Source organism: uncultured Roseovarius sp. (genome assembly GCF_963972555.1).
Taxonomy (GTDB): domain Bacteria; phylum Pseudomonadota; class Alphaproteobacteria; order Rhodobacterales; family Rhodobacteraceae; genus Roseovarius; species Roseovarius mucosus.
In genome coordinates this window covers 49621-71994 of record NZ_CAXAUM010000015.1, presented here as the reverse complement: position 1 = coordinate 71994, position 22374 = coordinate 49621, and the positions used below count along the sequence as shown (strand labels likewise).

Genomic DNA, 22374 nt, shown 5'->3' with positions numbered 1-22374 from the left:
TCAGGTGCCACCCTGTTCCTTGACCATACCGGTGAGGCGCGGACCGCCCCAGCGGCGGGTTGCGAGGCCCCCCACACTCTCATGCAGGCGTTCGGAGCGGTCGCGCCCGACCACGCGGCGGCTGCGCAGCAACAGGATCTTGCCCCAACCGGCCCATGTGCCCACCGAGGGCGCGTTGACATCCTGTGGAAAGCGCACGCGCCAGCCTGCGGGCAAGGGCAGCGCGCAGCCTTCCATCCGTTCGAGCATCCAGACCAGCGGGATATTGGCGAGCGGGCGCGCGGCGTGGATGCCGCAAAGCTGCCCGCCCACGTCCGAGTGACAGCCCCGGAACCAGACCTGTTCGACGTGACCGTCGAAGTCGGGCGGGCATTCCCATAGGACAGGCGTGTAGGCATTGCGCGTCTCATCGAGGGCCAGCGCGTGATAGCCGTGCCGCGTGGTGCGCCCGAGGTGGTGATTGTGAAAGCCATGGGCATCCGCGCGAAAGCGCCAGAGGACGGGGATGCGCAGGCCCAGCGCCTTGACCGTATCCCAGACGCCGATCATCTCGACATGCGTATTCTCATGGCAATTGGCGCGGGCAAAGGCCTGTGCGGCGCGACCAGAGGGCGTGCAGCGATAATGACGAAAGGCCTGATGCACGTTGCGTTCGGTCGCAGCCTCGGCGCGCAAGAGACCGATGCGGTCGATCACCCCGGCCAATGAGCGCACCGCATAGGCGCCGCGCGAATAGCCCAGGAGGAATATTCGGTCGCCGGGGCGATAGCGATTGGCGAGATAGCCATAGGCGCGGCGGATCTGCCGGTTGATGCCGCGCCCCATCACGATGTCACCCGTGGCGCGCCAGTCGCGCCATTGAATTCCCGCCTCGTAATAGAGCGAAAGATTGGCCCCCGACACCTCGCGCAGCAATTTGTAGGTGAGGCCGGCGTTGGTCTCATACCCCGGTGATAGGCTCGACATGGTGCCGTCGAGGATGAGCACATGGTTGACCGGCCCACGCCGGTGACCAAAGGCCGGATGCGCCTCATTCTGGCCCGGTCGAAGCCAGTCGAATACGCTCTTGGTCCAACTCCGCCACGACATGACGCACCTGCCTTTGCCCTTCGGCGGCGCGCCTGACCTGTTCCGCGCGCCGACGGATCATGGCCCCAGCTTGCGCAGAAATCCGTTGCGATTCCATGAAATTCGCCGTGAGCGCGGCGTTACAGTTGCGCCACGGTCACAACCTCGCGCAGGCCATAGCCGTTGAAATCGGTGCTGAGGCAGCGGGTATAGGCCCCCATGCCGGAAATCAGCAGGTAATCGCCCTCGGCCAGATCATCGGGCAAGGGCAAGGGATCGGGCAGCCGGTCGATGCTGTCGCAGGTGGGGCCAAAAACCACGCGCGGGCATGGCGCACCGTGGCGCGGCGTGCCATCGGGGGCCAGAACGCTGATGCGGTCCGGCGCGCCGATGTCGCGAATTTCGGTGAGGCCGCCGTAAACCCCGTCATTGAGGAAAATCGCGCCGCTGTCGCGCAGCGCCTTGACCCGCACTGCAAGGCTGAACGCCTCGGCCACCATGGCGCGGCCCGGTTCGCAGACAAGCGCCGGGGCATCCGCGCCAAAGACGCGGGCGACCTCGGCCCCGATATGGCTGAAGATCGCGCTCAGGTCCGGGGCATTGCCGGTGCGATGCGCGGCAAAACCACCCCCCACGTTGATCCGCGCCAGACGCACGCCCGCCCTGCGCGCCACATCCGCCACGACGCCGATATAGGCCCCCCACGCGGCGGGGTCGGCGCATTGGGTGCCGGGATGAAAGGTCATCGAAGGGGTAAAGCCCCGTTCTGCCACGGCGCGCAGCAGTTCCTCGGCCCGGTCCGGACCGACCCCGAACTTGGCCCCGAAATCATAGGCCGCCCCCCGCACCGGCAGGGCCAGACGCACGGTGATTTCGGCATCGGGGGCAATGCGCCCCGTCAGTTTGTCCAACTCGCGCACGCAGTCGATGGAATAGGAGGCAACACCCATTTGCGCCGCAACCTCGATCTCGGGGAGGGAGCGCACGGGGTTGTTGTAATGCAGCACGGCGCGTGGGCAAACGCTGCGCACGGCGCGCATTTCCTCGGGGCTGGCCACGTCAAAGGCGGTGATGCCCGCCGCCACCAGATTGGCCAGCACCTCGGCCCCCGGATTGGCCTTGACCGCATAGGTCACAAGGCCGGGAAACCCGGCCTGAAAGGCGCGCGCCGTGGCCTGAAGCCGGTCTGGCGAGAAATAGAGCAGCGCCGCATCGGGGGTCTGGCGCGTCAGATGCGCGCGCGGATCGGACCAGGGGGCGGCGTTTTTCATCGGGCATACCTCAATCTGCTGCGTGTTTTCTTTGAGTGTGCCGCGAATTCTCGTCGATTCAGGGTGGCGTTTCGTATAGATTGCAGGAAATCTTCGTCATAATGCCGGAGTCGTGATGCAAACCGACGAAACAGATCGCGCGCTGATCGCGCTCTTGCAGGAAAACGCCCGCCTGCCGGTGGCCACATTGGCGCGCCGGTTGGGTCTGGCGCGAACCACGGTGCAAGCGCGGCTGGAGCGGCTGGAAAACACAGGTGTCATCGCAGGTTACAGCGTGCGCTTGAGCCAGAGCGCGCGCCCTGCCCTCCGCGCCACCGCCCTTGTCAGCATAGAGCCGCGGTCGGGCCCGGCGGTGCTGGCGCGGCTGAAATCGCTGCCACAGGTGCGGCGGGTGCATACCACCTCGGGGCGGTTCGATCTGATCGTGATGATCGAGGCCAACACCACAGAGGCGCTGGATGAAACACTGGACCGGATCGGCGAGGCAAAAGGGGTCAAAGGCTCGGAAAGCCTTATTCACCTTTCGACCAAACTTGACCGGGGTGACTGAGTACAGCAGGCTGACCGCAATCACACCGGCGGAGTCGCGGACATGGACACGGTCAGTTTCAGGCAGATGAAGGATGGCACCAAGGAGGACTACGAATTCCTCACCGCGCATGAGATTGACCATACCCGACACACCGCCAAACGGCTGCTGAAAGCGCTGGTCGAGCTGGATCAGAGCCTGTCCGGCTATCAGATCACCCGGCTGGGGCACTCTGTTCAGTCGGCCACGCGGGCCTGGCGCGACGGCGCGGATGTCGATTGGGTGGTTGCGGCGCTCTTGCACGACATCGGCGACATCTATGCTCCCTACAATCACGACGAATACGCGGCGACGATCCTCAAGCCCTTCTTGCGCGAACAATGCACCTGGTGTGTGTCCACGCATGGCGATTTCCAGATGCTGTATTACGGCCACCACCTTGAGGGGTTTGACCAGCACAAGCGCGAGCGTCACCGGGGCCACGCCTATTTCGACGATTGCGCAGAGTTCTGCGAACGCTGGGATCAGGCCAGCTTTGATCCCGATTATGACGACCTGCCGCTGGAATTCTTTGCCCCGCTGGTCGAAGAGGTGTTTGCACGCAAGCCCTATGATCCGGCGGTGATCCGGGCGGGCGCGCGCGCGCCGCTCACCGATGCCGCCGTGGCAGAGGCACGACAGAACCGGGGCTAACGCCGCCCCAAGAGCCCGATGCGCCAGAACAGTGCCATCAAGCCCAGCCCCAACACCACCAGCCCGACGCAGACCGCCCAGAACGCGCGCGCGTCATCCGCGCCGGGAATGCCGCCCACGTTGATCCCCAACAGCCCGGTGATCAGCCCCAGCGGCAGGAAAATTGCCGCCACCACGGACAAGAGCAGCATCTGACGGTTCATCGTTTCGGCGCGGGCGTCCATGATCTGATCATGCACCACCTGCGCGCGGTCGCGGAGTGCGTCGAGTTCCTCGGCCAGCCGCGTCACCCGTTCTGTGGCCTCGCGCAAGCGGCTGCGATCATGGCTGCGAATCCACGGCATGTCCTCGATCTCGAAGGTGCTGAGCGCATCGCGTTGCGGTGCCATGTGCCGGCGCAACATGATGGCAATGCGCCGCACGTCGGCCAGTTCGCGCCGGTCCAGCACGCTCAGATTGTCGATCACCTGATCCTCGAGCACATCCAGCCTTTCGTTCAACCCGGCCACGACAGGCTCTGCCCGGTCCGCAAGCCGCAGCGCCAGACGCGCCACCAGTTCCGCCGCCCCGTCCGGCGCCTGATTGTTCGCGATCCCCTCCATGACATCGCTTACCGCCATCAGACGGCGCAGTTGCACGCTGACCACCACCCCTTCGGTCACCCACATGCGCAGGGACACCATATCTTCGACCTCGTCCCCGGGGTTGAGATTGACACCGCGCAGATTGATAAGCACGCCCGCCCCATGCACAGTCGCGCGTGGCCGGGTTTCAGGGGCCAGCAGGGCACGCAGCACCAATGGCTCCAGCGTCGTTGCCTCGAGCCAGTCACGCGCGCCGGGTTGGGCGCAATTGACATGCACCCAAGTCAGCGTCTCAGGCGCAGACCAGTCCGCAGGGGCCGTGCCGCCGAGATCAATCTTGCTGGCGTTGCCATCCCGGCGCATCCGCCATTGCCGGCCCCCCTCCATCTGCCTGTTCTCCCTGCCAATCCGTTGCGGGCAGTCTGCGTCACTTCGCCCCCTCTTGTCACGCAGATGGGCCAAGAAAATCCGTGCTTTGGCTTTTCCTCTGATCCCACATTAGGTAGAGCAGATGAAAACCCGTATTTGCAGGATCAAGACGTCATGGCGATGGAAAAAACTTTCGACGCGGCCGAGGCCGAGACACGGCTCTATCAGGCGTGGGAGGAGGCGGGCGCGTTCCGGGCCGGGGCAAATGCGGCACCGGGTGCCGAGACCTTCAGCATCATGATCCCGCCGCCCAATGTGACGGGCAGCCTGCACATGGGCCATGCGTTCAACAACACGTTGCAGGATATTCTGATCCGCTGGCACCGGATGCGCGGGCATGACACGCTTTGGCAGCCGGGGCAGGATCACGCCGGCATCGCCACGCAGATGGTGGTCGAGCGCAAGCTGGCCGCCGAAGGCGCGCCCACGCGGCGTGAGATGGGGCGTGAGGATTTTCTCAAGAAGGTCTGGGAGTGGAAAACCCAGTCGGGCGGTACGATCATCAATCAGTTGAAGCGGCTGGGGGCCTCCTGTGACTGGTCGCGCAATGCCTTTACCATGTCGGGCGCGCCGGGGGCACCTGCGGGGGAAGAGGGCAATTTCCATGACGCGGTGATCAAGGTCTTTGTCGATATGTATCACAAGGGTCTGATCTATCGCGGCAAGCGGCTGGTCAACTGGGACCCGCATTTCGAGACCGCGATTTCCGATCTGGAGGTCGAGAATATCGAGGTCGCGGGCCATATGTGGCATTTCAAATATCCGCTCGCGGGCGGGCAGACCTATGAATATGTCGAGAAGGATGCCGACGGCAACGTGACCCTGCGCGAGACGCGCGATTACATTTCCATCGCCACCACGCGCCCCGAAACCATGCTGGGCGATGGCGCGGTTGCGGTGCATCCGTCGGATGCGCGCTATGCGCCCATCGTGGGGATGCTCTGCGAAATTCCGGTGGGGCCCAAGGAACATCGCCGCCTTATTCCGATCATCACCGATGACTATCCCGATCCGAATTTCGGCTCGGGCGCGGTCAAGATCACCGGGGCGCATGATTTCAACGACTATGGCGTCGCCAGCCGCAATGGCATCCCGATGTATCGCCTGATGGACACGCGCGCGCAGATGCGGGCCGATGGTGCGCCCTATGCGGAGTGTGCCGCGCAGGCGCAAGAGATTGCGGAAGGGGCGGCATTCACGCCCGAGGAGATTGATACGCTCAACCTCATCCCCGACCATCTGCGCGGGTTGGACCGGTTCGAGGCGCGCAAGCGGGTCGTCGAGGAGATCACGGCCGAAGGGCTGGCGGTGATGGTGGAGGTCCCGGGGCAAGCCCGGGACGCCGAGGACAGCGCCGAACCGGCACCCGGGATGGTCCCCTTTGTCGAGGCGAAACCGATCATGCAGCCCTTTGGCGACCGCTCGAAGGTGGTGATCGAGCCAATGCTGACCGATCAATGGTTCGTCGATACCGCCAAGATCGTTGGTCCCGCGCTCGATGCCGTGCGCTCGGGCGAGGTGACGATCCTGCCCGAGAGCGATCGCAAGGTCTATTTCCACTGGCTGGAGAATATCGAGCCCTGGTGCATCTCGCGGCAACTGTGGTGGGGGCATCAGATTCCGGTGTGGTATGGGTTCGACCTCAGCGCGCCGGATTTCCACGATGACGAGGGCGATGGCACGCTCGATCTGGTAGAAATGCTGCGCCTCTTGAACGAGGGGCATTTGGGCCCGCTGATGGAATGTGGCGCGGATTTCGCGGGGGTCACGGACGCCTTTCACGAACGTCTGGCCAGCCTGCCGGTGCCGCTCGCCTCGATGCAGGTGGTCGAGGTCGAAAGCCGCGAAGCGGCGCTGCACCGTCTGGCCAGTGCCTTGGCCGATTATACCGCCACGCAGGACCCGACCCATCTGGTCTATCCGGTCTGGCGTGATCCCGACGTGCTCGACACCTGGTTCTCGTCGGGCCTCTGGCCCATCGGCACGCTGGGCTGGCCCGAGACCACGGACGAACTCAAGCGGTATTTCCCCACCTCCGTCCTGATCACCGGCTTCGACATCATCTTTTTCTGGGTCGCCCGGATGATGATGATGCAATATGCCGTGGTCGGGCAGAAACCCTTCTCTCATGTCTATGTCCATGCTCTCGTGCGCGACGAGAAGGGCAAGAAGATGTCCAAGAGTTTGGGCAATGTGCTCGATCCGCTTGATTTGATCGACGAGTATGGCACCGATGCCGTGCGCTTCACCCTGACCTCGATGGCGGCCATGGGGCGCGATCTGAAGCTCTCGAAAGAACGCATCGCGGGCTATCGCAACTTCACCACCAAGCTGTGGAATGCCGCGCGCTTTGCCGAGATGAACGGCGCCGTGGGCAGCGCGGGCGCGGTGCCCAGCCCCGCCGCCACGGTCAACAAATGGATCATCGGCGAGACCGCCAAGACGCGGGCCGCTGTCGATGAGGCGCTGGAAAACTTCCGCTTCAACGACGCCGCCAACACGCTCTATGCCTTTGTCTGGGGCACGGTCTGTGACTGGTATGTCGAGTTTTCCAAGCCGCTTTTGCTGGATGGCGATGCCGCGACCAAGGCCGAGACACAGGCGACAATGGCTTGGGTCATTGATCAATGTCTGATCCTTTTGCACCCGATCATGCCCTTCGTCACCGAGGAGCTATGGGGCACGCTGGGCACGCGCGCGAAGATGCTGGTGCATGGCGATTGGCCAACCTATGGGGCCGAGTTGATCGACGCCGCGGCGGACCGTGAAATGAACTGGGTGATCGCGCTGATCGAGCAAATCCGCTCGGCGCGGGCGCAGATGCATGTGCCTGCCGGTCTCTATGTGCCGCTCTTGGTGACGGAATTGAACGAGGCCGGGCGCGGAGCCTGGGCGCGCAACGAGGTGATGATCAAGCGGCTGGCGCGGGTCGAGAGCCTGAGCGATGTGGACAGCTTCCCCAAGGGCTGCGTCACCGTGGCGGTGGAGGGCGGCAGCTTTGGCCTGCCTCTGGCCGATATCATCGACGTGGCCGAGGAAAAGGCGCGGCTGGAAAAGACGCTGGCCAAGCTGGAAAAGGAATTGGGCGGGCTGCGTGGGCGGCTCAACAACCCCAATTTCGTGGCTTCCGCCCCCGAAGAGGTGGTGGAAGAGGCGCGCGAGAACCTGGCCCTGCGCGAGGAAGAGGACAGCAAGCTGCGCGCGGCGCTGGCGCGATTGGCGGAACTGGACTAAGCCCAACGCCTGACGCGACAAGGGACCGCCGCCCCGAGGCGGCGGTCTTGTCATGGCGCGCGGCCTATTGCGCGCGAAGGTGCGCCTTGCTGTCGAGAGATCACGCGAAATATCTTTGGAGGTCATGCAAAGCCCGCAGGTCAGGTGCATACTAAGGTTGTGCAGACCCCTGCCATACATGCAAGAGACCAAATCCAAATGCGTAAGTCGCTGGAAACCGTCTACGAATACAACGGCAGCCGTGCCAGTCTGACAGATGGCTGTGTCGTGAATTCCAGCCTCATCGACGCGCGTTCCGGGGGGCTGCTGGCCTTGATCGAAACCCCTGACAAGACCCTGTCACAGGCCACGAACGGACTATGCCGGTTCAGCCTGCGGAATGGGTCGGTCCGGCATCAACCCATCGACTATATCGGCGCGGGCCATGTCTCGGCCGTCAGTCGGCGCGGGCGCGGGCTTTGCACGCGTGCGGTGACGGCGTTTGCCGTGAATGGGCAAATCTACCTGATCGCGGCGCGGGGGCTGCCGCCTCTGTCGGGCATGTCGATCACTTTCGAAGTCGCTGCGACGGTCTCTCACCGCCTCACTTCAATTCCACCTCTTTTGGTAAAGGGCACACCCATGGAAAATCAGTCTGGACCTACACCGATCAAGACCTCTGCCGTTGGACCCATGCTTCTCGCGCTGGCGCGGAATCGCCGCGTCGCGGCCGTCAATGCCCATCCCCGGCTCGCCTATGTCGCGCGGTTGCGCGACCATATGGGGCTCCAGCACGAGATCGCCTTTGCGACCTCGACCGAGTTCGAAAGCATCGAGCAGAACACGCATGAGAACGGCCTTTGCAGCAAGATCGAAGTGCTGGACATGAATGTGCGCGCGATCAAGCCGCGCCCTCTGGTCTTGTCGCCCTGCCAGCGCATCAAGGCGTATCATGCGATGGCAATCGCAGCGGAATAAGGCACCCACGCGGGGGATCAGGCGCGCGTCCAGCGGTGCATGACATCGCCGCCCAGGTCGCGTGTTTCGACCAGCCGGTAGCGCACAGCCTCGTCGAGGCGGGCAAGGCCCAGTGCCCCCACCCCCGGCAGCCCTTCGGCGCCGATGGCCAGACCGGCGGTAAAGCCGATCAGCTCATCCACAAGCCCCGCCGACAGGAGCGACGCCGCGAGCGCGCCGCCACCTTCACAGAAAACCCGTGTCAGCCCTTCGGCCCCCAGCGCATTGAGCACCGAGACCGGGTCGACCTGGCCCTGTGTCACCTCGCAGGACAAGAGCCGCGCGCCAATGCCCTGCCAGGCCGTGACCAGCGCCGGATCGACATGCGGCCCGTGACAGAGCCAGAGCGGCACGTCGCGCGCCGTGCGGGCGAGATTGGACAAGAGCGGCAGATCGAGGCGGCGCGAGACCACGACGCGCACCGGCTGACGGCGCGGGCCCATGTCACGCACCGTGAGTTGCGGATCATCGGCGCGCGCCGTGCCCGCCCCCACCATCACCGCATCGTGGCGCGCGCGCAGGCCGTGGACCACGCGCCGCGCCTCTGGTCCGGTGATCCATTGGCTATGGCCGGTGGCAGTGGCGATGCGGCCATCAAAGCTGGACGCGAGTTTGAGCGTCACCAGAGGCCGCCCGATTTCATTGCGCATGAGGAACCCGGCCAGATCGCGCCCGGCCTCATTGGCCAGAACCCCGGTGCGCACCTCGATGCCTGCCGCGCGCAGCATGGCAAAGCCCCGGCCCGCGACGCGCGGGTCATTGTCGTCAAAGGGGGCCACCACGCGCGCGATACCTGCCGCAATCAGCGCGTCGGCACAGGGCGGGGTCTGGCCGTGATGCGCGCAAGGTTCGAGCGAGACATAGGCCGTGGCACCGCGTGCCAAGGCCCCGGCCTGTGCCAGCGCCTGTGGTTCGGCATGGGGTCGCCCGCCCGGCGCGGTCGATCCGCGCCCGACGATGCGGCCATCCTTGACGATGACACAGCCCACGGCGGGGTTGGGCGCGCATTGGCCCATGCCCCGCCGCCCCAGCGACAGGGCCAGCGCCATAAAGCGGGCGTCGGCGGCGCTCACGCGTCCGGTTTGGGATTGAGGGCCGCGTCCTCGGGCCGCAATTCGCTGACGAAGCGGTCGAAATCATCCGCTTCCTGAAAATTCTTGTAGACGCTGGCAAAGCGGACATAGGCCACGGTGTCGATCCGCGCGAGGCTTTCCATCACGATCTCGCCCACGGTTTTCGAGGGAATATCGGTCTCGCCCATGCTTTCCAAGCGCCGCACGATGCCGGAAATCATCTGTTCGATGCGCTCTGGCTCTATGGGGCGTTTCTGGAGCGCTATCCGGATCGAGCGTTCCAGTTTGTCGCGGTCGAAATCCTCGCGGCGGCCATTGGATTTGACGACGACCAGATCGCGCAATTGCACGCGCTCATAGGTGGTGAAACGCCCGCCGCAACCGGGGCAAAACCTGCGCCTGCGGATCGAGACATGCTCTTCTGCGGGGCGCGAGTCCTTGACCTGTGTATCTATATTTCCGCAAAACGGGCAGCGCATTGGCCGTCCCCCTTTTCTGTCCTTGCCTCTTGGGTCATGGGTCTGATGCCCAGTTATCCACATCCACTATAGGACAGCCGCAAGGTTTTGGGTAGGGGGGATTTTAGCGCCCCAGATCATGGGGCGCAGGCATCGGCAAAAAGGACTCAATAGGTGTATTTCACCGTTCCTGCAAGGCATTTCAGATGCGCTATTTCGCCCTTGCCGTCCTGCAACACCACCACGCCGCCAAAGCGGCTGTCGGGTTTTTCGGGGTCCACAGCGTCAAATTTATCAAAGCCTGCGTAGACCTCATAAATCACGGCATTGTTGCGCAGGCGGATCGCCTCCCAGATGGTGCGGCCGATGCCGGGCCATGGCACGATGTCGGCCCCTTCGCCGATCGGGCGCGTGAGGGCGAGTTCTGGCGTGCCGCCCTTGGGTCCAAAGCTATAGCTCACTTGGGTCTCGCTGCGGCAGACATGCAGCGCCTTGCCGCCCCGTTCCATGTCGCAACTAAGGAAAAGCGTCTGACCCTCCGGGCAGGCGTTGGCGGGCAAGGCGATGAGGCTCAGGAGTGCTGCAATCCATCTGTGCATCTGCGGCCCCCCTGCCCTTGTGCCTGCTCAGTTCTCCGACAGGGCCACCTTCATATCGGTGACCTGATAGATCACCTCGCCATCTGCCTCGACCCGGCCATTGGCGACCCCCATGGTCAGGCGCCGCGTCTGCACCGCCTTCGTGAAATCCACATAATAGGTCAGCATCTTGCGGTCCGGCCGCACCATGCCGGTGAGTTTCACCTCCCCCACGCCCAGCGCATAGCCGCGCCCCTGCCAGCCGCGCCAGCCAAGGTTGAAGCCAGTCAGTTGCCAGAGCCCATCGAGCCCGAGACAGCCGGGCATGATCGGGTTGCCGGGGAAATGGCATTTGAAAAACCACAGGTCCGGGGTGATGTCGAATTCCGCCACCACATGCCCTTTGCCATGCGCGCCGCCATCACCGGATATCTCGGTGATGCGGTCCATCATCAGCATGGGTGGTTCGGGCAATTGGGCGTTGCCCGGTCCGAACAACTCGCCTCGGGCACATTTAAGCAGGTCGTCACGGTCGAAGCTGCTTGGATAATCGGCCATGCAGGCGGCCCCCTTCATTGCAAATACCGGTCTCTGCCCCCTCTATCATCCCGCAAAAGGCGCATGCAAGCCTGCGACAACACCGCCCCTCGATTTGGCCAGCGCAGGAAATTAATTGAAACCACCCCCATGCAGGCCCTATATTGATGGAAACACGGGATGAACGACACGATGACAGCCAATGCCACGATGCCCACTGAGGCCGGAACGATTGCCGGAAAATGGCTTTCTGATGCAGGATTGAGGCCCACGCGGCAGCGCATGACGCTGGCCACGCTGCTGATCGGCGATGGCAAACACCGCCACGTGACCGCCGAGAGCCTCTATGCCGATGCGCAGAACAGCGATGAGGCGGTGTCCTTGGCCACCGTCTACAACACGTTGCGCGCGTTTTGCGATGCGGGGCTCTTGCAAGAAGTGACGGTGGATGGCTCGAAGAGCTATTTTGACACCAACACGGTCGATCATCCGCATTTCTACTGGGAAGACGAGAACCGGCTGAGCGACGCCCCGGCTGCCGAGTTGGAAATCGCGCGCCTGCCCAAGGCCCCGGACGGGGCCGAGATCACCTCGGTGGATGTGGTGATCCGCCTGCGCCGCACCAAGTGATCCCGCGCAGCATGCGCGCTGTCAGCTACACGCGCTTTGGCGCGCCCGGCGATGTTCTGGAATTGAGCGACGTTGACACCCCTGCCCCATCGGCGGGAGAGGTTCTGGTGCGACTGCATGTCTCGGGGGTCAACCCATCGGATGCCAAGGCGCGGGCGGGCAACCGGCCCGGCGTCACGAAACCCGCCTATCCGCGAATCATCCCGCATTCGGACGGGGCCGGCGTGATCGCGGCGGTGGGCGCAGGCGTCAATCCGGGCCGCATCGGTCAGCGCGTCTGGGTCTGGAATGGCCAGTGGCAGCGCAGCCACGGCACCGCCGCCGAATTCATCGCCCTGCCCGCAGAGCAAGCCGTGCCTTTGCCAGAGGGCGTGTCGTTTGACGTGGGGGCCACGCTCGGGATTCCGGGGCTGACCGCGGCGCAAACGGTGTTTGGCGGCGGCGATGTGGCGGGGCAGACACTCCTGATCTCGGGGGGCGCGGGGGCGGTCGGGCATAATGCCGTGCAATTGGCCCATGCCGCCGGGGCAGAGGTGATCGCAACCTGCTCAGCCCCGGCGATGGAGCGGGTGCGCGCGGCGGGCGCGCGCCATGTGTTCGATTACGCCGATCCCGATCTCGCGGCACAGATCATGGCGGCGACGGCTGGGCGCGGTGTTGCCCGCGCCATCGAGGTGGAATTCGGCCAGAACGCCGCTTTGCTGGCCGAGGTGATGGCCCCCAACGGCACCATCGCCGCCTATGGCTCGGGCAAGGACATGGCCCCGACGCTGCCCTTTGGCCCCTATCTGTTCAAGGCGCTCAAGATCGACATCACGCTGATCTATATCCTGCCATGGCCCGCGCGCGAGGCGGCGATTGCCCGGCTGCATGCCGCCCTTGAGGCGGGCACGCTGCGCCCGGAGATTGCGATGCGCCTGCCGCTGGCGGACTGTGCCAGCGCCCATGAGGCGGTGATGACACCGGGACGCGCGGGCGCGGTGCTGCTCGAAATCGGCTGAGCGCCCCGGATCGGCGAGCACCACGGGCTGCTCTGGTATTTACAATTCACATCAAACAGTTGACCGAAATTTTTTCGGCGCCTCGGAATATTCTCCGGGGTGCTGCGTTTTCTGATCACGAGATCATCAACACGCTCATTGAATGACGAAAGGGAACGGGTCATGACGACACCAGCACTCAACAGGCGCCTCTTTGTTGCGTCCCTCGCCGGAGGCGCGCTGACGGCGGCGACCGGATGCGTCCCGGATATGCCGGTGATCCAGACGCCGGGGGCGGTGGCACAGCTTGGGTTCGGGCTCTGGGCGGGGGTGCCCGGCGCGAAATTCGGGGATCGAGTAGACCGGACCGTCGGGGTGCGCCGGATCGCGGGGCCGCTCACCTGGACCCATCCGGTGACAGGCCAGAGCATGACGGTCTATGTGCGCACGAAATGGGAGCAATCCGGCACCAAGACCAGCTATTACACGCTGCGCCGGGACGGCACGGCGCTGGCGCGGGTGCTCGACAGGCGGCCCGGTGCGGCTGACAGGTATTTTACCGACGACGCCTTTTTCCCGGTTGGCCCATGGCGGAGCGGGATATCCCGCAGCTACACCATGTCGGAACATTCGGGCGGCAAGGCGACGCGCTATCAGGTGACACTCACGGTGACGAAAGCGGCCTTTACCCACAAGGGGCATTCCGGTTCGATGGAATATATCTGGACCGAGCGGAACCAGTCGGGGCGCAAGACCAAGGAGTTGCGCTATGTCTACAGCCCCGGCATCGGGTTGGTGGATGTCAAGAACCTGATGAAATAACCGCAGGGGCACCCGGGATCAGAGGTGCGTCGAGGCGGGTTCACGTCGCCCCGGCCTTCGAGCCGGGGCCTCCACACTGCTGCGGCGCGGTCCCGGGTCAGGCCCGGGACGGGTGTATTTCCCATTGATCGTAACGCACCCGAGAAAACGCCGGTCGCGCCCCTTGGGATGTGGCCGATCAGGCGATGGCCACCAGTTCGATGGCAAAGGTCAGGTCCTTGCCCGCGAGCGGGTGGTTGGCGTCGAGCACGACCTCGGTGTCGGACACTTCGGCCACCGTCACCGGCAGAACCTGACCCTGCGGCGTCTGCATCTGCAACTGTGTGCCCGGATCAAGCGGGATTTCCGCCGGAATGTCCGCGCGCGGCACGGCCTGACGGGCGTTAGGATCAGGCTGGCCATAGGCCATGTCGGCGGGCACCTCTACCGTCTTCTTGTCACCCACGACCATGCCGGGGATCGCGGCATCGAGGCCGGGGATGATCTGGCCTGAGCCCACGGTGAATTCGAGCGGATCGCGGCCCGCGCTCGAATCAAAGGTGGCACCATCGGCCAGCGTGCCGGTGTAGTGAATACGGACGGTATCGCCCGGTTTGACCTGCGTCATGGGATTTCCAATCTGTTGGGGGGGATGGGTTTGCAAGGCCACGCAGAATTGCGCGGGTGCTTGATGCGACTGAGGGGCAATTTAGGCAACCCGATCCGGATTTGCAAACCAAAGCCTGCCGCTCACGCGCCCGTGTGCGCCGGGCCCTTCCCTTTTCCTGCAAATCCGTGACAGTCTGCGCGCAACCATCGAGGGGGATACCATGCCGATTACCACCTGCATTTTCGATGCCTATGGCACGCTCTTTGACGTGGCCGCCGCCGCGCGCAATGCCGCGACGGAACCGGGCCGCGAGGTCTTTGCCCGGCATTGGCCCGCGATTGCGGAAAAATGGCGACTGAAACAGTTGCAATACACCTGGCTGCGCGCTGTGATGGGCCAGCATACCGGGTTCTGGCAAGTGACACAGGACGGGCTGGATTGGGCGCTGGAATCGGAGGGGTTGCAAGACGATACCGACCTGCGCGACCACCTCCTGCAGCTCTATTGGGAGCTGGAGGCCTACGCGGAGGTGCCCGCCATGCTGCGCGCCCTGAAAGCGGCGGGGATGAATACCGCGATCCTGTCGAATGGATCACCGGATATGTTGCAGGGGGCGGTGAAATCGGCGGGGATTGGCGATCTGCTCGACGATGTGCTGTCGGTCGAGAGCGTGGGCATCTTCAAGCCTGCGCGCGTGGTCTACGATCTGGTGGGGCAGCGGTTTGGCTGTGCGCCGAACGAAGTGCTCTTTGTCTCGTCGAATGGCTGGGATGCGTCTGCCGCGTCGGGCTATGGGTTCACGACCGCATGGGTCAACCGCGCGGGCGATCCGGTGGACCGCCTGCCCGCGACACCGCACCGGCAGCTGCGCGACCTGACCGGCATTCCCGATCTGGTGCGCGGCTGATGGCGCGGTTTACCACGTCCGATGGTCTGTCGCTGTATTTCACCGATGAGGGCGCCGGCGCGCCGATCCTCTGCCTGGCCGGGCTGACACGCAACAGCGCCGATTTCAGCTTTGTCTTGCCCCATCTGGCGGGGCATCGCGTGATCTGCATGGATTATCGCGGGCGCGGGCAATCGGATCATGCGCCCGATTTCATGTCCTATAACATCCTGCGCGAAGGACAGGATGCAATAGAACTGATTGATCACCTGGGCCTGGAGCGTATCACGCTGATCGGCACGTCGCGCGGGGGGCTGATCGGCATGGCGCTGGCCTATGGGCACCCCGCGCGCCTGAGCGGTGTCGTGCTCAATGACATCGGGCCAGAGGTGGCCCCCATCGGGATCGAACGGATCATGGATTACGTGGGCAATGAGCCGGCGCAGCCCGATCTGGACAGTTGCGCCGCCGCGCTTGCCCATGTCCATGCCGCAGGATTTCCCGGTGTGTCGCTGGATCGCTGGCGGCAACAGGCAGAATTCATGTTCCACGAGAAACCGGGCGGAGGCCTTGGCCTGCGCTATGATGCGCGGCTCCGCGATGCGCTGGTGGGCCAAGCGGGCGCGGGTGAGGCGGTTGACCTCTGGCCGCTTTACGACGCGCTCAAGGATATTCCCACCGCCGCGATCCGGGGGGCGAATTCCGACCTCCTGAGCCTTGAAACCTTCGCCAAGATGCAAGAGCGTCACGCGAGCCTGATCACCGCCACCGTGCCCGACCGGGGCCATGTGCCTTTTCTCGATGAACCTCACGCGCTTGCCGCAATTCACGCCCTCTTGGACCAGATAAAATGACCGACATCACAATGATCCGCGCCGCCGCCGCCCGTCTGGCGGGCCATGCAAGGCGCACGCCGCTCTTGTCCTCGCCCTTTCTCGACGAGATCGCCGGACGGCGTGTGTTCGTCAAACCAGAGTGCCTGCAGCACACAGGCAGCTTCAAGTATCGCGGCGCGCGCGCGGCCGTTTCGGCACTCGATGAGGGCACCCGCGCGCGAGGCGTGATCGCCTTTTCCTCTGGCAACCATGCGCAGGGCGTGGCTCTGGCGGCGCGGCAATTCGGGGTGCCCAGCGTGATCATCATGCCGGCAGACGCACCACGCATGAAGATCGACAACACCCGCGCCCTGGGGGCAGAGGTGGTGCTCTATGACCGCGCCACCGAGGATCGCGACGCCATCGGCGCAGGCCTGAGCGCCGAGCGCGGTCTGACGCTGATCAAACCCTATGACGAGCCGGAGGTGATCGCAGGCCAAGGCTCTGTCGGTCTTGAGATTGCCGAGGATGCGGCGGCCATGGGCATCACCCGCGCCGATGTGCTGGTCTGTTGCGGCGGCGGTGGGCTGACCTCGGGCATCGCCCTTGCCCTTGAGGCCGATGCGCCGGGTCTGCGCGCGCGCCCCTGCGAGCCGGAGGAGTTCGACGATGTGACCCGCTCGCTGGCATCGGGGCAGGTGATGCGCAACGCGCGCACCTCGGGCAGTCTCTGCGATGCCATCGTGACACCGCAACCGGGGGCGATCACCTTTCCGATCATGAAGCGGCTCTGTGGCCCGGGGCTTGTCGTGAGCGAGGATGAGGCGCTGCGTGCCGTGGCGCTGGCCTTTTCCCGGCTCAAGCTGGTGGCAGAACCGGGCGGTGCCGTGGCGCTGGCGGCGGCGCTCTTTCGCCGTGACGAGATCGAAGGGGATGCCGTGTTCGTCACCATTTCGGGCGGCAATGTGGATGCCGATGTGTTCCAGTCGGCGCTCACCCGATTTGCCTGAGGGGGGACAATGGCATTTCTCGAACTGGACGATGTGACCCTGCATTACCTCGACGAGGGCGACCCCGAGGGCGCGCCCCTTGTCTTTGCGCATGCGCTGGGCACCGGCACGTTTCTCTGGGATGCCGTGGTGCCGCTCTTGCCCGCCGGCCTGCGGATCATCCGCTATGATGCGCGTGGGCATGGGCAATCCTCGACCCCGCCCGCGCCCTATGCCATGGGCGCGCTCATCCGCGATGCCGAGCGGCTGATGGATCACTTGCAGGTCAAGGAGGCGATGTTCGTCGGCCTCTCGATTGGCGGCATGGTCGCGCAGGGTCTGGCGGTGAAGCGCCCGGACCTCATTCGCGCGCTGGTGCTGTCCAACACCGGGGCCAAGATCGGCACGCCCAAGCTCTGGGCCGAACGGATCGCCATGGCGCGCCGTGCGGGTGGCATGGTAGAGCTGGCGCGCGGATCGTGCGAGCGCTGGTTCACGCGCAGCTATCTCAAGGAAAACAAGCACCTGCCGTGGTTCGAGCGGCTCTGCCAGCACGACCCGGAGGGCTATGCCGGTTGTGCCGCCGCGATTTCCGGCACGGATTTCTACACGCCCACCTCGGGCCTGCGTATTCCGACGCTGGGCATTGCTGGCGCCGAGGATGGCTCGACCCCGCCGGATCTTGTGCGCGAGACAGTGGACCTGATCCCCGGCTCGCAATTCGCGCTGATGCGCCGGACAGGGCATGTGCCGCCCGTGGATCAGCCTGCGGACTATGCGCGGCTGCTGTCGGACTTCCTGCACGCCACCGGGCATATCGGCCAAGCCTGACAGAAACCCGCTTGCGGTGGCGCGCGAATTCGGATCACCTGCGCATAGCATCGGAAGGGAGGCCCCATGCAGACCATAAAAGCCGCCGTTTGCCATGAGTTTGGCGCGCCCCTCGTGATCGAAGAGGTGCATCTGCGCGCCCCCGAGGCGGGTGAGGTGCAGGTCGAGATCAAGGCCGTGGCGATCTGTCATTCGGATATTTCCTATGCGATGGGCGGCTGGGGCGGCGCGCTGCCCGCGGTCTATGGCCATGAGGCCGCAGGGCGGGTCAGCGCCGTAGGCGCGGGCGTCAGCGGCTTTGTGCCGGGCGATCCGGTGGTCGTCACGCTGATCCGCGCCTGCGGGCATTGCGCGCCCTGTGCGACAGGCCGCCCCACGGGCTGCGAGACACCGCAGGACGACGGCAATGGCCCGCTTTCGACCCTGTCGGGCGGCGCGCTGCATCAGGCCATGGCCTGCGGGGCCTTTGCCTCATCCGTGGTGGTGCATCACAGCCAGATCGTGAAGATTCCGCAAGGGATCGACATGGCGGCGGCCAGCCTTCTGGCCTGCGGCGTGATCACCGGCGTGGGGGCCGTGATCAATGCGGCGCAGTTGCGCGCTGGGCAGGACGTGGTTGTGATCGGCGCGGGCGGTGTCGGGCTCAACGCCATTCAGGGCGCGCGCATCGCAGGCGCACGACGCATCGTGGCGGTGGACATGACCGAGGACAAACTGGCCGCCGCCCGTGAATTCGGCGCAACCGATGGCGTTTTGGCAAGTGAAGAAAAGCCGTGGCGCAGCGCCAAGGCGGCGATGGGGCGCGGGGCCGATGTGGTGCTTGTGACCGTGGGCGCGGCCAAGGCCTATGATCTGGCGCCGCGCTATCTGGCTAACGGGGGCCGGGTGATCATGGTCGGCATGCCCCACAGCGGCCACGCCTCGAGCTATGAGGCCGCGAGTTTTGCCGCCATGGGGCAATCCATGATCGGCTCCAAAATGGGCGAGGCGGTGATCCGCCGTGACATCCCGTGGATGGTCGATCTTTATGCCCAGGGGCGGCTCAAGCTCGACGAGTTGATTTCGCGGCGGTGGCGGTTTGACCAGATCAACGCCGCCATCGAAGACACCAAATCCGGACACGCCCGGCGCAATGTGATCGTATTCGAATGACCGGCCTTCATCTGGCCTGAAATACTCGGGGGTCGGGGGGCAGAGCCCCCCGCGCTCTCCTCGCCCGCCACCGCCGACCACGGCTGACAGGACCTGATCATGAAGCTTAAAGACCTCGATATTATCGTGACCTCACCACCCGCCCCCGGCTGGGGCGGGCGCTATTGGATCCTCGTCAAGCTGACCACCGATGACGGGATCACCGGCTGGGGGGAATGCTATGCCGCGAGCGTCGGGCCGGACGCCATGCGCGCGGTGATCGAGGATGTGTTCGCCCGCCATATGGAGGGCGAGAACCCCGAGAATATCGAACTGATGTTCCGCCGCGCCTATTCGTCCGGCTTCACGCAGCGCCCGGACCTGACGGTCATCGGGGCGTTCTCCGGGCTGGAAATCGCGTGCTGGGACGTCTTAGGCAAGGCGCGGGGGCGGCCTGTCTGGGCGCTCTTGGGGGGCAAGATGAACCCGCGCATCCGCGCCTATACATATCTCTATCCCCTGCCCCATCATCCGATCACGCCGTTCTGGACCTCGGCCGATATGGCGGCCGAGAGTGCGGCGGACTGCGTGGCGCGCGGCTATACGGCGGTCAAGTTCGACCCCGCAGGCCCCTACACCCTGCGCGGCGGCCATATGCCCGCGATGACGGACATATCGCTCTCGGTCGAGTTCTGCCGCAAGATCCGCGCGGCGGTGGGCGACAAGGCCGATCTGCTCTTTGGCACCCATGGGCAGTTCACCACGGCGGGCGCAATCCGTCTGGGCCAGGCGCTCGAGCCCTATTCGCCGCTCTGGTACGAAGAGCCGGTGCCGCCCGATAATGTGGGCGCGATGGCGCAGGTGGCGCGCGCGGTGCGCATCCCTGTGGCCACCGGCGAGCGGCTGACCACCAAGGCCGAATTTGCCCCTGTGCTGCGCGAAGGCGCGGCGGCGATTCTGCAACCGGCACTGGGCCGCGCGGGCGGCATCTGGGAGATGAAGAAAGTCGCCGCCATGGCCGAGGTCTATAATGCGCAGATGGCCCCGCATCTCTATGCCGGGCCGGTGGAATGGGCGGCAAACGTGCATTTTGCCGCCTCAATCCCCAATATCCTGATGTGCGAGAGCATCGAAACCCCGTTCCACGATGCGCTGATCAAGGGCAGCATCCGGGTTGAGGGCGGCTATATCACCCCGCCCGAGGCCCCCGGTCTTGGGATCGAAGTGGATGAGGATCTCGCACGCGCCAACCCCTATCGCGGCACCGGCCTGCATCTGGAAATGCAGGAGGCGCCTTGCGATTATACAAATGGCAACGCGTTTGCCGGAGGGGCGCCACACGAAGAGGGCTGACGCTCAGCCCCCCACCTTATCGCCACGTTGCAGGCGCACCGGGATTTCGCGGGCGAGTTTGAGCAGATAGGCCATATAAGGCTTGTCTGCGTCATCGTCGCGAATCGCGGCATAGAGGCGTTTGGTCTTGCCTGTCGCGGTGAGCGGGCGGGTGACATAATCTGTGCTGGTCTTGACCTCGCGCACCACCCAATCGGGCAGTACGGCGACACCGCGATTGGAGGCGACGAGCAGCAGGATCACCGCCGTCAGTTCGACCTGTCGGATGCTTTTGGGTTCCACCTTGGCGGGGGTCAGCAATTCGGTAAAGACATCCAGCCGCGAGCGGTCCACCGGATAGGTGATCAGCACCTCGTCGCGGAAATCCGCCGCCTCGACATAGGGTTTCTGCGCCAGAGGATGCTGGCTCGAGGCGACAAAGACCGGCTCGTAATCAAAGAGCGGCTTGAAGCTGATTCCCGGCAGATCCTCGGGGTCGGACGAGACCACGAGATCGACCTCTTCCTTTTGCAGCGCGGGCAGCGCGTCAAAGGCCAGACCGGGGCGAATATCGACATCGACCTCGCCCCAGGTCTTGCGAAAGCGTTCCAGCACGGGAAAGAGCCATTCGAAACAGGCATGACATTCAATGGCGATATGCAGCCGTCCGGCGCTGCCTTCGCGTAGCCCGTCGAATTCAGCTTCCAGCGCCTCGATCTCGGGCAGGATTTTTTCCGCCAGCCGCAACAGGCGCTGACCGGCAGCCGAAAGGCGCAAGGGCTTGGAACGCCTCACAAAAAGCTCGACACCGGTCTGATCCTCGAGCCCCTTGATCTGGTGGCTGAGGGCCGATTGGGTGATATGCAGCATGTCCGCCGCCCGTGCCAGCCCTCCTGCCTGATGGATGGCCCGGATAGTTTTCAGGTGCCGGAACTCGATGTGCATTATTAGCGAACCTCATTCAAACCATGAATTTAATGAAGTTGTCTCACATTGCTGCGCCTGCAACAAGGGGACAACAGATAGCACGCCTGCACAGGATGACCCCCAGATGAAAACGCCGCGTATCTCTTTTGAATTCTTCCCGCCCAAGACCTTGGAGGCCTCGTTTCGCCTTTGGGAGACGATCCACACGCTTGCCCCGCTCGATCCGCGCTTTGTCTCTGTGACCTATGGCGCAGGCGGCACCACCCGTGAATTGACCCGCGAGGCGGTGGGGACGCTGCACAAGGCCACGGGCCTGAATGTGGCGGCGCATCTGACCTGCGTCGATGCCAGCCGCGCCGAGACGCTGGAGATTGCCGAGCAATTCGCGGCAGCAGGCGTGTCCGAGATTGTCGCCCTGCGCGGCGACCCGCCCAAGGGCGCGAACGGGTTTGTGCCGCACCCGCAAGGCTTCGCCAATAGCTGCGAGCTGATTTCGGCCTTGGCCGACACCGGCAAGTTCACAATCCGCGTTGGCGCCTACCCTGAAAAGCACCCCGAGGCTGCGGATCAGAAGGCCGACATAGACTGGCTCAAGCGCAAGATTGACGCAGGCGCGTCCGAGGCGATCACGCAGTTTTTCTTTGAGGCCGAGACATTCTTTCGGTTCCGCGACGCCTGCGCGGCAGCGGGGATCAATGCGCCGATCATTCCGGGCATCCTGCCGATTGAAAACTGGGTCGGGGCGCGCAAATTCGCTCTCTCCTGCGGCACGCAGGTTCCGGCATGGCTGGATGAGGCGTTTGACAAGGCCATCCGCGACAACCGGCATGACCTTTTGGCAACCGCGCTCTGCACGGAACTGTGCAGCGACCTGCTAGAGGGTGGGGTCGAAGACCTGCATTTCTACACGCTCAATCGCCCCGAATTGACCCGCGACGTCTGTCACGCGCTGGGCGTGACACCCAAGGTGACGCTGCGAGACGTCGCCTGAA

23 protein-coding genes are annotated in these 22374 nt (G+C 64.4%); 14 read left to right on the top strand and 9 right to left on the bottom strand.

Annotated features, from left to right (window positions below; translation table 11 throughout):
* Entirely contained in the window at positions 1–1089 is a 1089-nt protein-coding gene (locus AACZ65_RS14075) for a DUF2235 domain-containing protein (RefSeq protein WP_339671868.1), read from the bottom strand.
* A 119-nt stretch (positions 1090–1208) separates the two neighbouring features.
* Positions 1209–2339, bottom strand: a complete 1131-nt coding sequence (locus tag AACZ65_RS14070) for a type III PLP-dependent enzyme (RefSeq protein WP_339671867.1) — start codon at positions 2337–2339, stop codon at positions 1209–1211.
* Between the two features lie 115 nt (positions 2340–2454).
* Here AACZ65_RS14070 and AACZ65_RS14065 point away from each other — a divergent pair, with 115 nt between their 5' ends.
* Positions 2455–2889: an Lrp/AsnC family transcriptional regulator gene (locus AACZ65_RS14065; protein ID WP_339671866.1), complete on the top strand. Its 435-nt coding sequence runs from the start codon at positions 2455–2457 to the stop codon at positions 2887–2889.
* A gap of 42 nt (positions 2890–2931) precedes the next feature.
* Positions 2932–3561, top strand: a complete 630-nt coding sequence (locus AACZ65_RS14060) for an HD domain-containing protein (RefSeq protein ID WP_339671864.1) — start codon at positions 2932–2934, stop codon at positions 3559–3561.
* Here AACZ65_RS14060 and AACZ65_RS14055 read toward each other — a convergent pair.
* On the bottom strand, positions 3558–4532 hold the full coding sequence (locus AACZ65_RS14055; protein ID WP_339671862.1) for a zinc transporter ZntB: 975 nt from the start codon (positions 4530–4532) through the stop codon (positions 3558–3560). The genes AACZ65_RS14060 and AACZ65_RS14055 overlap by 4 nt on opposite strands.
* A 156-nt stretch (positions 4533–4688) precedes the next feature.
* On the opposite strand from AACZ65_RS14055, the gene AACZ65_RS14050 reads away from it, so the two are divergent.
* Together AACZ65_RS14050 and AACZ65_RS14045 are read left to right on the top strand one after the other, a co-directional pair.
* Positions 4689–7808 (top strand): valine--tRNA ligase, encoded by a 3120-nt coding sequence (locus AACZ65_RS14050; RefSeq protein WP_339671860.1) that lies wholly within the window; start codon positions 4689–4691, stop codon positions 7806–7808.
* Positions 7809–8006: 198 nt separating this feature from the next.
* Positions 8007–8765, top strand: coding sequence for a hypothetical protein (locus tag AACZ65_RS14045; RefSeq protein WP_339671858.1), 759 nt, complete (start codon positions 8007–8009; stop codon positions 8763–8765).
* Positions 8766–8782: 17 nt separating this feature from the next.
* Here the strand turns inward: AACZ65_RS14045 and ribD are convergent, their stop codons facing one another.
* From ribD to fabA, 4 genes are all read right to left on the bottom strand, one after another.
* Positions 8783–9877 (bottom strand): bifunctional diaminohydroxyphosphoribosylaminopyrimidine deaminase/5-amino-6-(5-phosphoribosylamino)uracil reductase RibD, encoded by a 1095-nt coding sequence (gene ribD / locus AACZ65_RS14040; protein ID WP_339671856.1) that lies wholly within the window; start codon positions 9875–9877, stop codon positions 8783–8785.
* A complete protein-coding gene (gene nrdR / locus AACZ65_RS14035) occupies positions 9874–10356 on the bottom strand; it encodes a transcriptional regulator NrdR (protein ID WP_037272790.1) in 483 nt (160 codons plus the stop codon). Before nrdR ends, ribD begins: the two co-directional genes overlap by 4 nt.
* Before the next feature lie 146 nt (positions 10357–10502).
* On the bottom strand, positions 10503–10934 hold the full coding sequence (locus AACZ65_RS14030; protein WP_339671854.1) for a hypothetical protein: 432 nt from the start codon (positions 10932–10934) through the stop codon (positions 10503–10505).
* Positions 10935–10961: 27 nt separating this feature from the next.
* The gene (gene fabA, locus AACZ65_RS14025) at positions 10962–11471 is read right to left on the bottom strand and encodes a bifunctional 3-hydroxydecanoyl-ACP dehydratase/trans-2-decenoyl-ACP isomerase (RefSeq protein ID WP_008280595.1); all 510 of its coding nucleotides are present in this window, start codon (positions 11469–11471) and stop codon (positions 10962–10964) included.
* 189 nt (positions 11472–11660) lie between these two features.
* Here fabA and irrA point away from each other — a divergent pair, with 189 nt between their 5' ends.
* From irrA to AACZ65_RS14010, 3 genes are all read left to right on the top strand, one after another.
* Entirely contained in the window at positions 11661–12080 is a 420-nt protein-coding gene (gene irrA, locus AACZ65_RS14020; RefSeq protein WP_037273014.1) for an iron response transcriptional regulator IrrA, read from the top strand.
* An 11-nt stretch (positions 12081–12091) separates the two neighbouring features.
* Positions 12092–13081 (top strand): NADPH:quinone reductase, encoded by a 990-nt coding sequence (locus AACZ65_RS14015; protein ID WP_339671891.1) that lies wholly within the window; start codon positions 12092–12094, stop codon positions 13079–13081.
* Positions 13082–13243: 162 nt separating this feature from the next.
* Positions 13244–13882 carry a hypothetical protein gene (locus AACZ65_RS14010; RefSeq protein ID WP_339671852.1) on the top strand — a complete coding sequence of 213 codons (639 nt, stop codon included), beginning with the start codon at positions 13244–13246 and terminating at the stop codon, positions 13880–13882.
* Positions 13883–14060: 178 nt separating this feature from the next.
* Here the strand turns inward: AACZ65_RS14010 and AACZ65_RS14005 are convergent, their stop codons facing one another.
* Positions 14061–14489, bottom strand: coding sequence for a peptidylprolyl isomerase (locus tag AACZ65_RS14005; RefSeq protein WP_339671850.1), 429 nt, complete (start codon positions 14487–14489; stop codon positions 14061–14063).
* A gap of 202 nt (positions 14490–14691) precedes the next feature.
* On the opposite strand from AACZ65_RS14005, the gene AACZ65_RS14000 reads away from it, so the two are divergent.
* The 6 genes from AACZ65_RS14000 (at position 14692) to AACZ65_RS13975 (ending at position 20476) form a co-directional block, all read left to right on the top strand.
* The gene (locus tag AACZ65_RS14000; RefSeq protein ID WP_339671848.1) at positions 14692–15378 is read left to right on the top strand and encodes a haloacid dehalogenase type II; all 687 of its coding nucleotides are present in this window, start codon (positions 14692–14694) and stop codon (positions 15376–15378) included.
* Positions 15378–16211 carry an alpha/beta hydrolase gene (locus tag AACZ65_RS13995; protein WP_339671846.1) on the top strand — a complete coding sequence of 278 codons (834 nt, stop codon included), beginning with the start codon at positions 15378–15380 and terminating at the stop codon, positions 16209–16211. Before AACZ65_RS14000 ends, AACZ65_RS13995 begins: the two co-directional genes overlap by 1 nt.
* Positions 16208–17182: a threonine/serine dehydratase gene (locus tag AACZ65_RS13990; RefSeq protein WP_339671844.1), complete on the top strand. Its 975-nt coding sequence runs from the start codon at positions 16208–16210 to the stop codon at positions 17180–17182. The genes AACZ65_RS13995 and AACZ65_RS13990 overlap by 4 nt, the downstream gene beginning before the upstream one ends.
* A gap of 9 nt (positions 17183–17191) precedes the next feature.
* Complete coding sequence (gene pcaD, locus AACZ65_RS13985) at positions 17192–17992, top strand: 3-oxoadipate enol-lactonase (RefSeq protein ID WP_339671842.1); 801 nt, start codon at positions 17192–17194, stop codon at positions 17990–17992.
* 66 nt (positions 17993–18058) lie between these two features.
* The gene (locus AACZ65_RS13980; RefSeq protein ID WP_339671840.1) at positions 18059–19144 is read left to right on the top strand and encodes a zinc-binding dehydrogenase; all 1086 of its coding nucleotides are present in this window, start codon (positions 18059–18061) and stop codon (positions 19142–19144) included.
* A gap of 99 nt (positions 19145–19243) precedes the next feature.
* Positions 19244–20476 (top strand): mandelate racemase/muconate lactonizing enzyme family protein, encoded by a 1233-nt coding sequence (locus AACZ65_RS13975; protein ID WP_339671838.1) that lies wholly within the window; start codon positions 19244–19246, stop codon positions 20474–20476.
* 3 nt (positions 20477–20479) lie between these two features.
* On the opposite strand, the gene AACZ65_RS13970 is transcribed toward AACZ65_RS13975, so the two are convergent.
* Complete coding sequence (locus AACZ65_RS13970) at positions 20480–21400, bottom strand: LysR family transcriptional regulator (RefSeq protein WP_339671836.1); 921 nt, start codon at positions 21398–21400, stop codon at positions 20480–20482.
* 106 nt (positions 21401–21506) lie between these two features.
* Here AACZ65_RS13970 and metF point away from each other — a divergent pair, with 106 nt between their 5' ends.
* Positions 21507–22373: a methylenetetrahydrofolate reductase [NAD(P)H] gene (gene metF / locus AACZ65_RS13965; protein ID WP_339671834.1), complete on the top strand. Its 867-nt coding sequence runs from the start codon at positions 21507–21509 to the stop codon at positions 22371–22373.
* Position 22374: the final 1 nt, after the last annotated feature.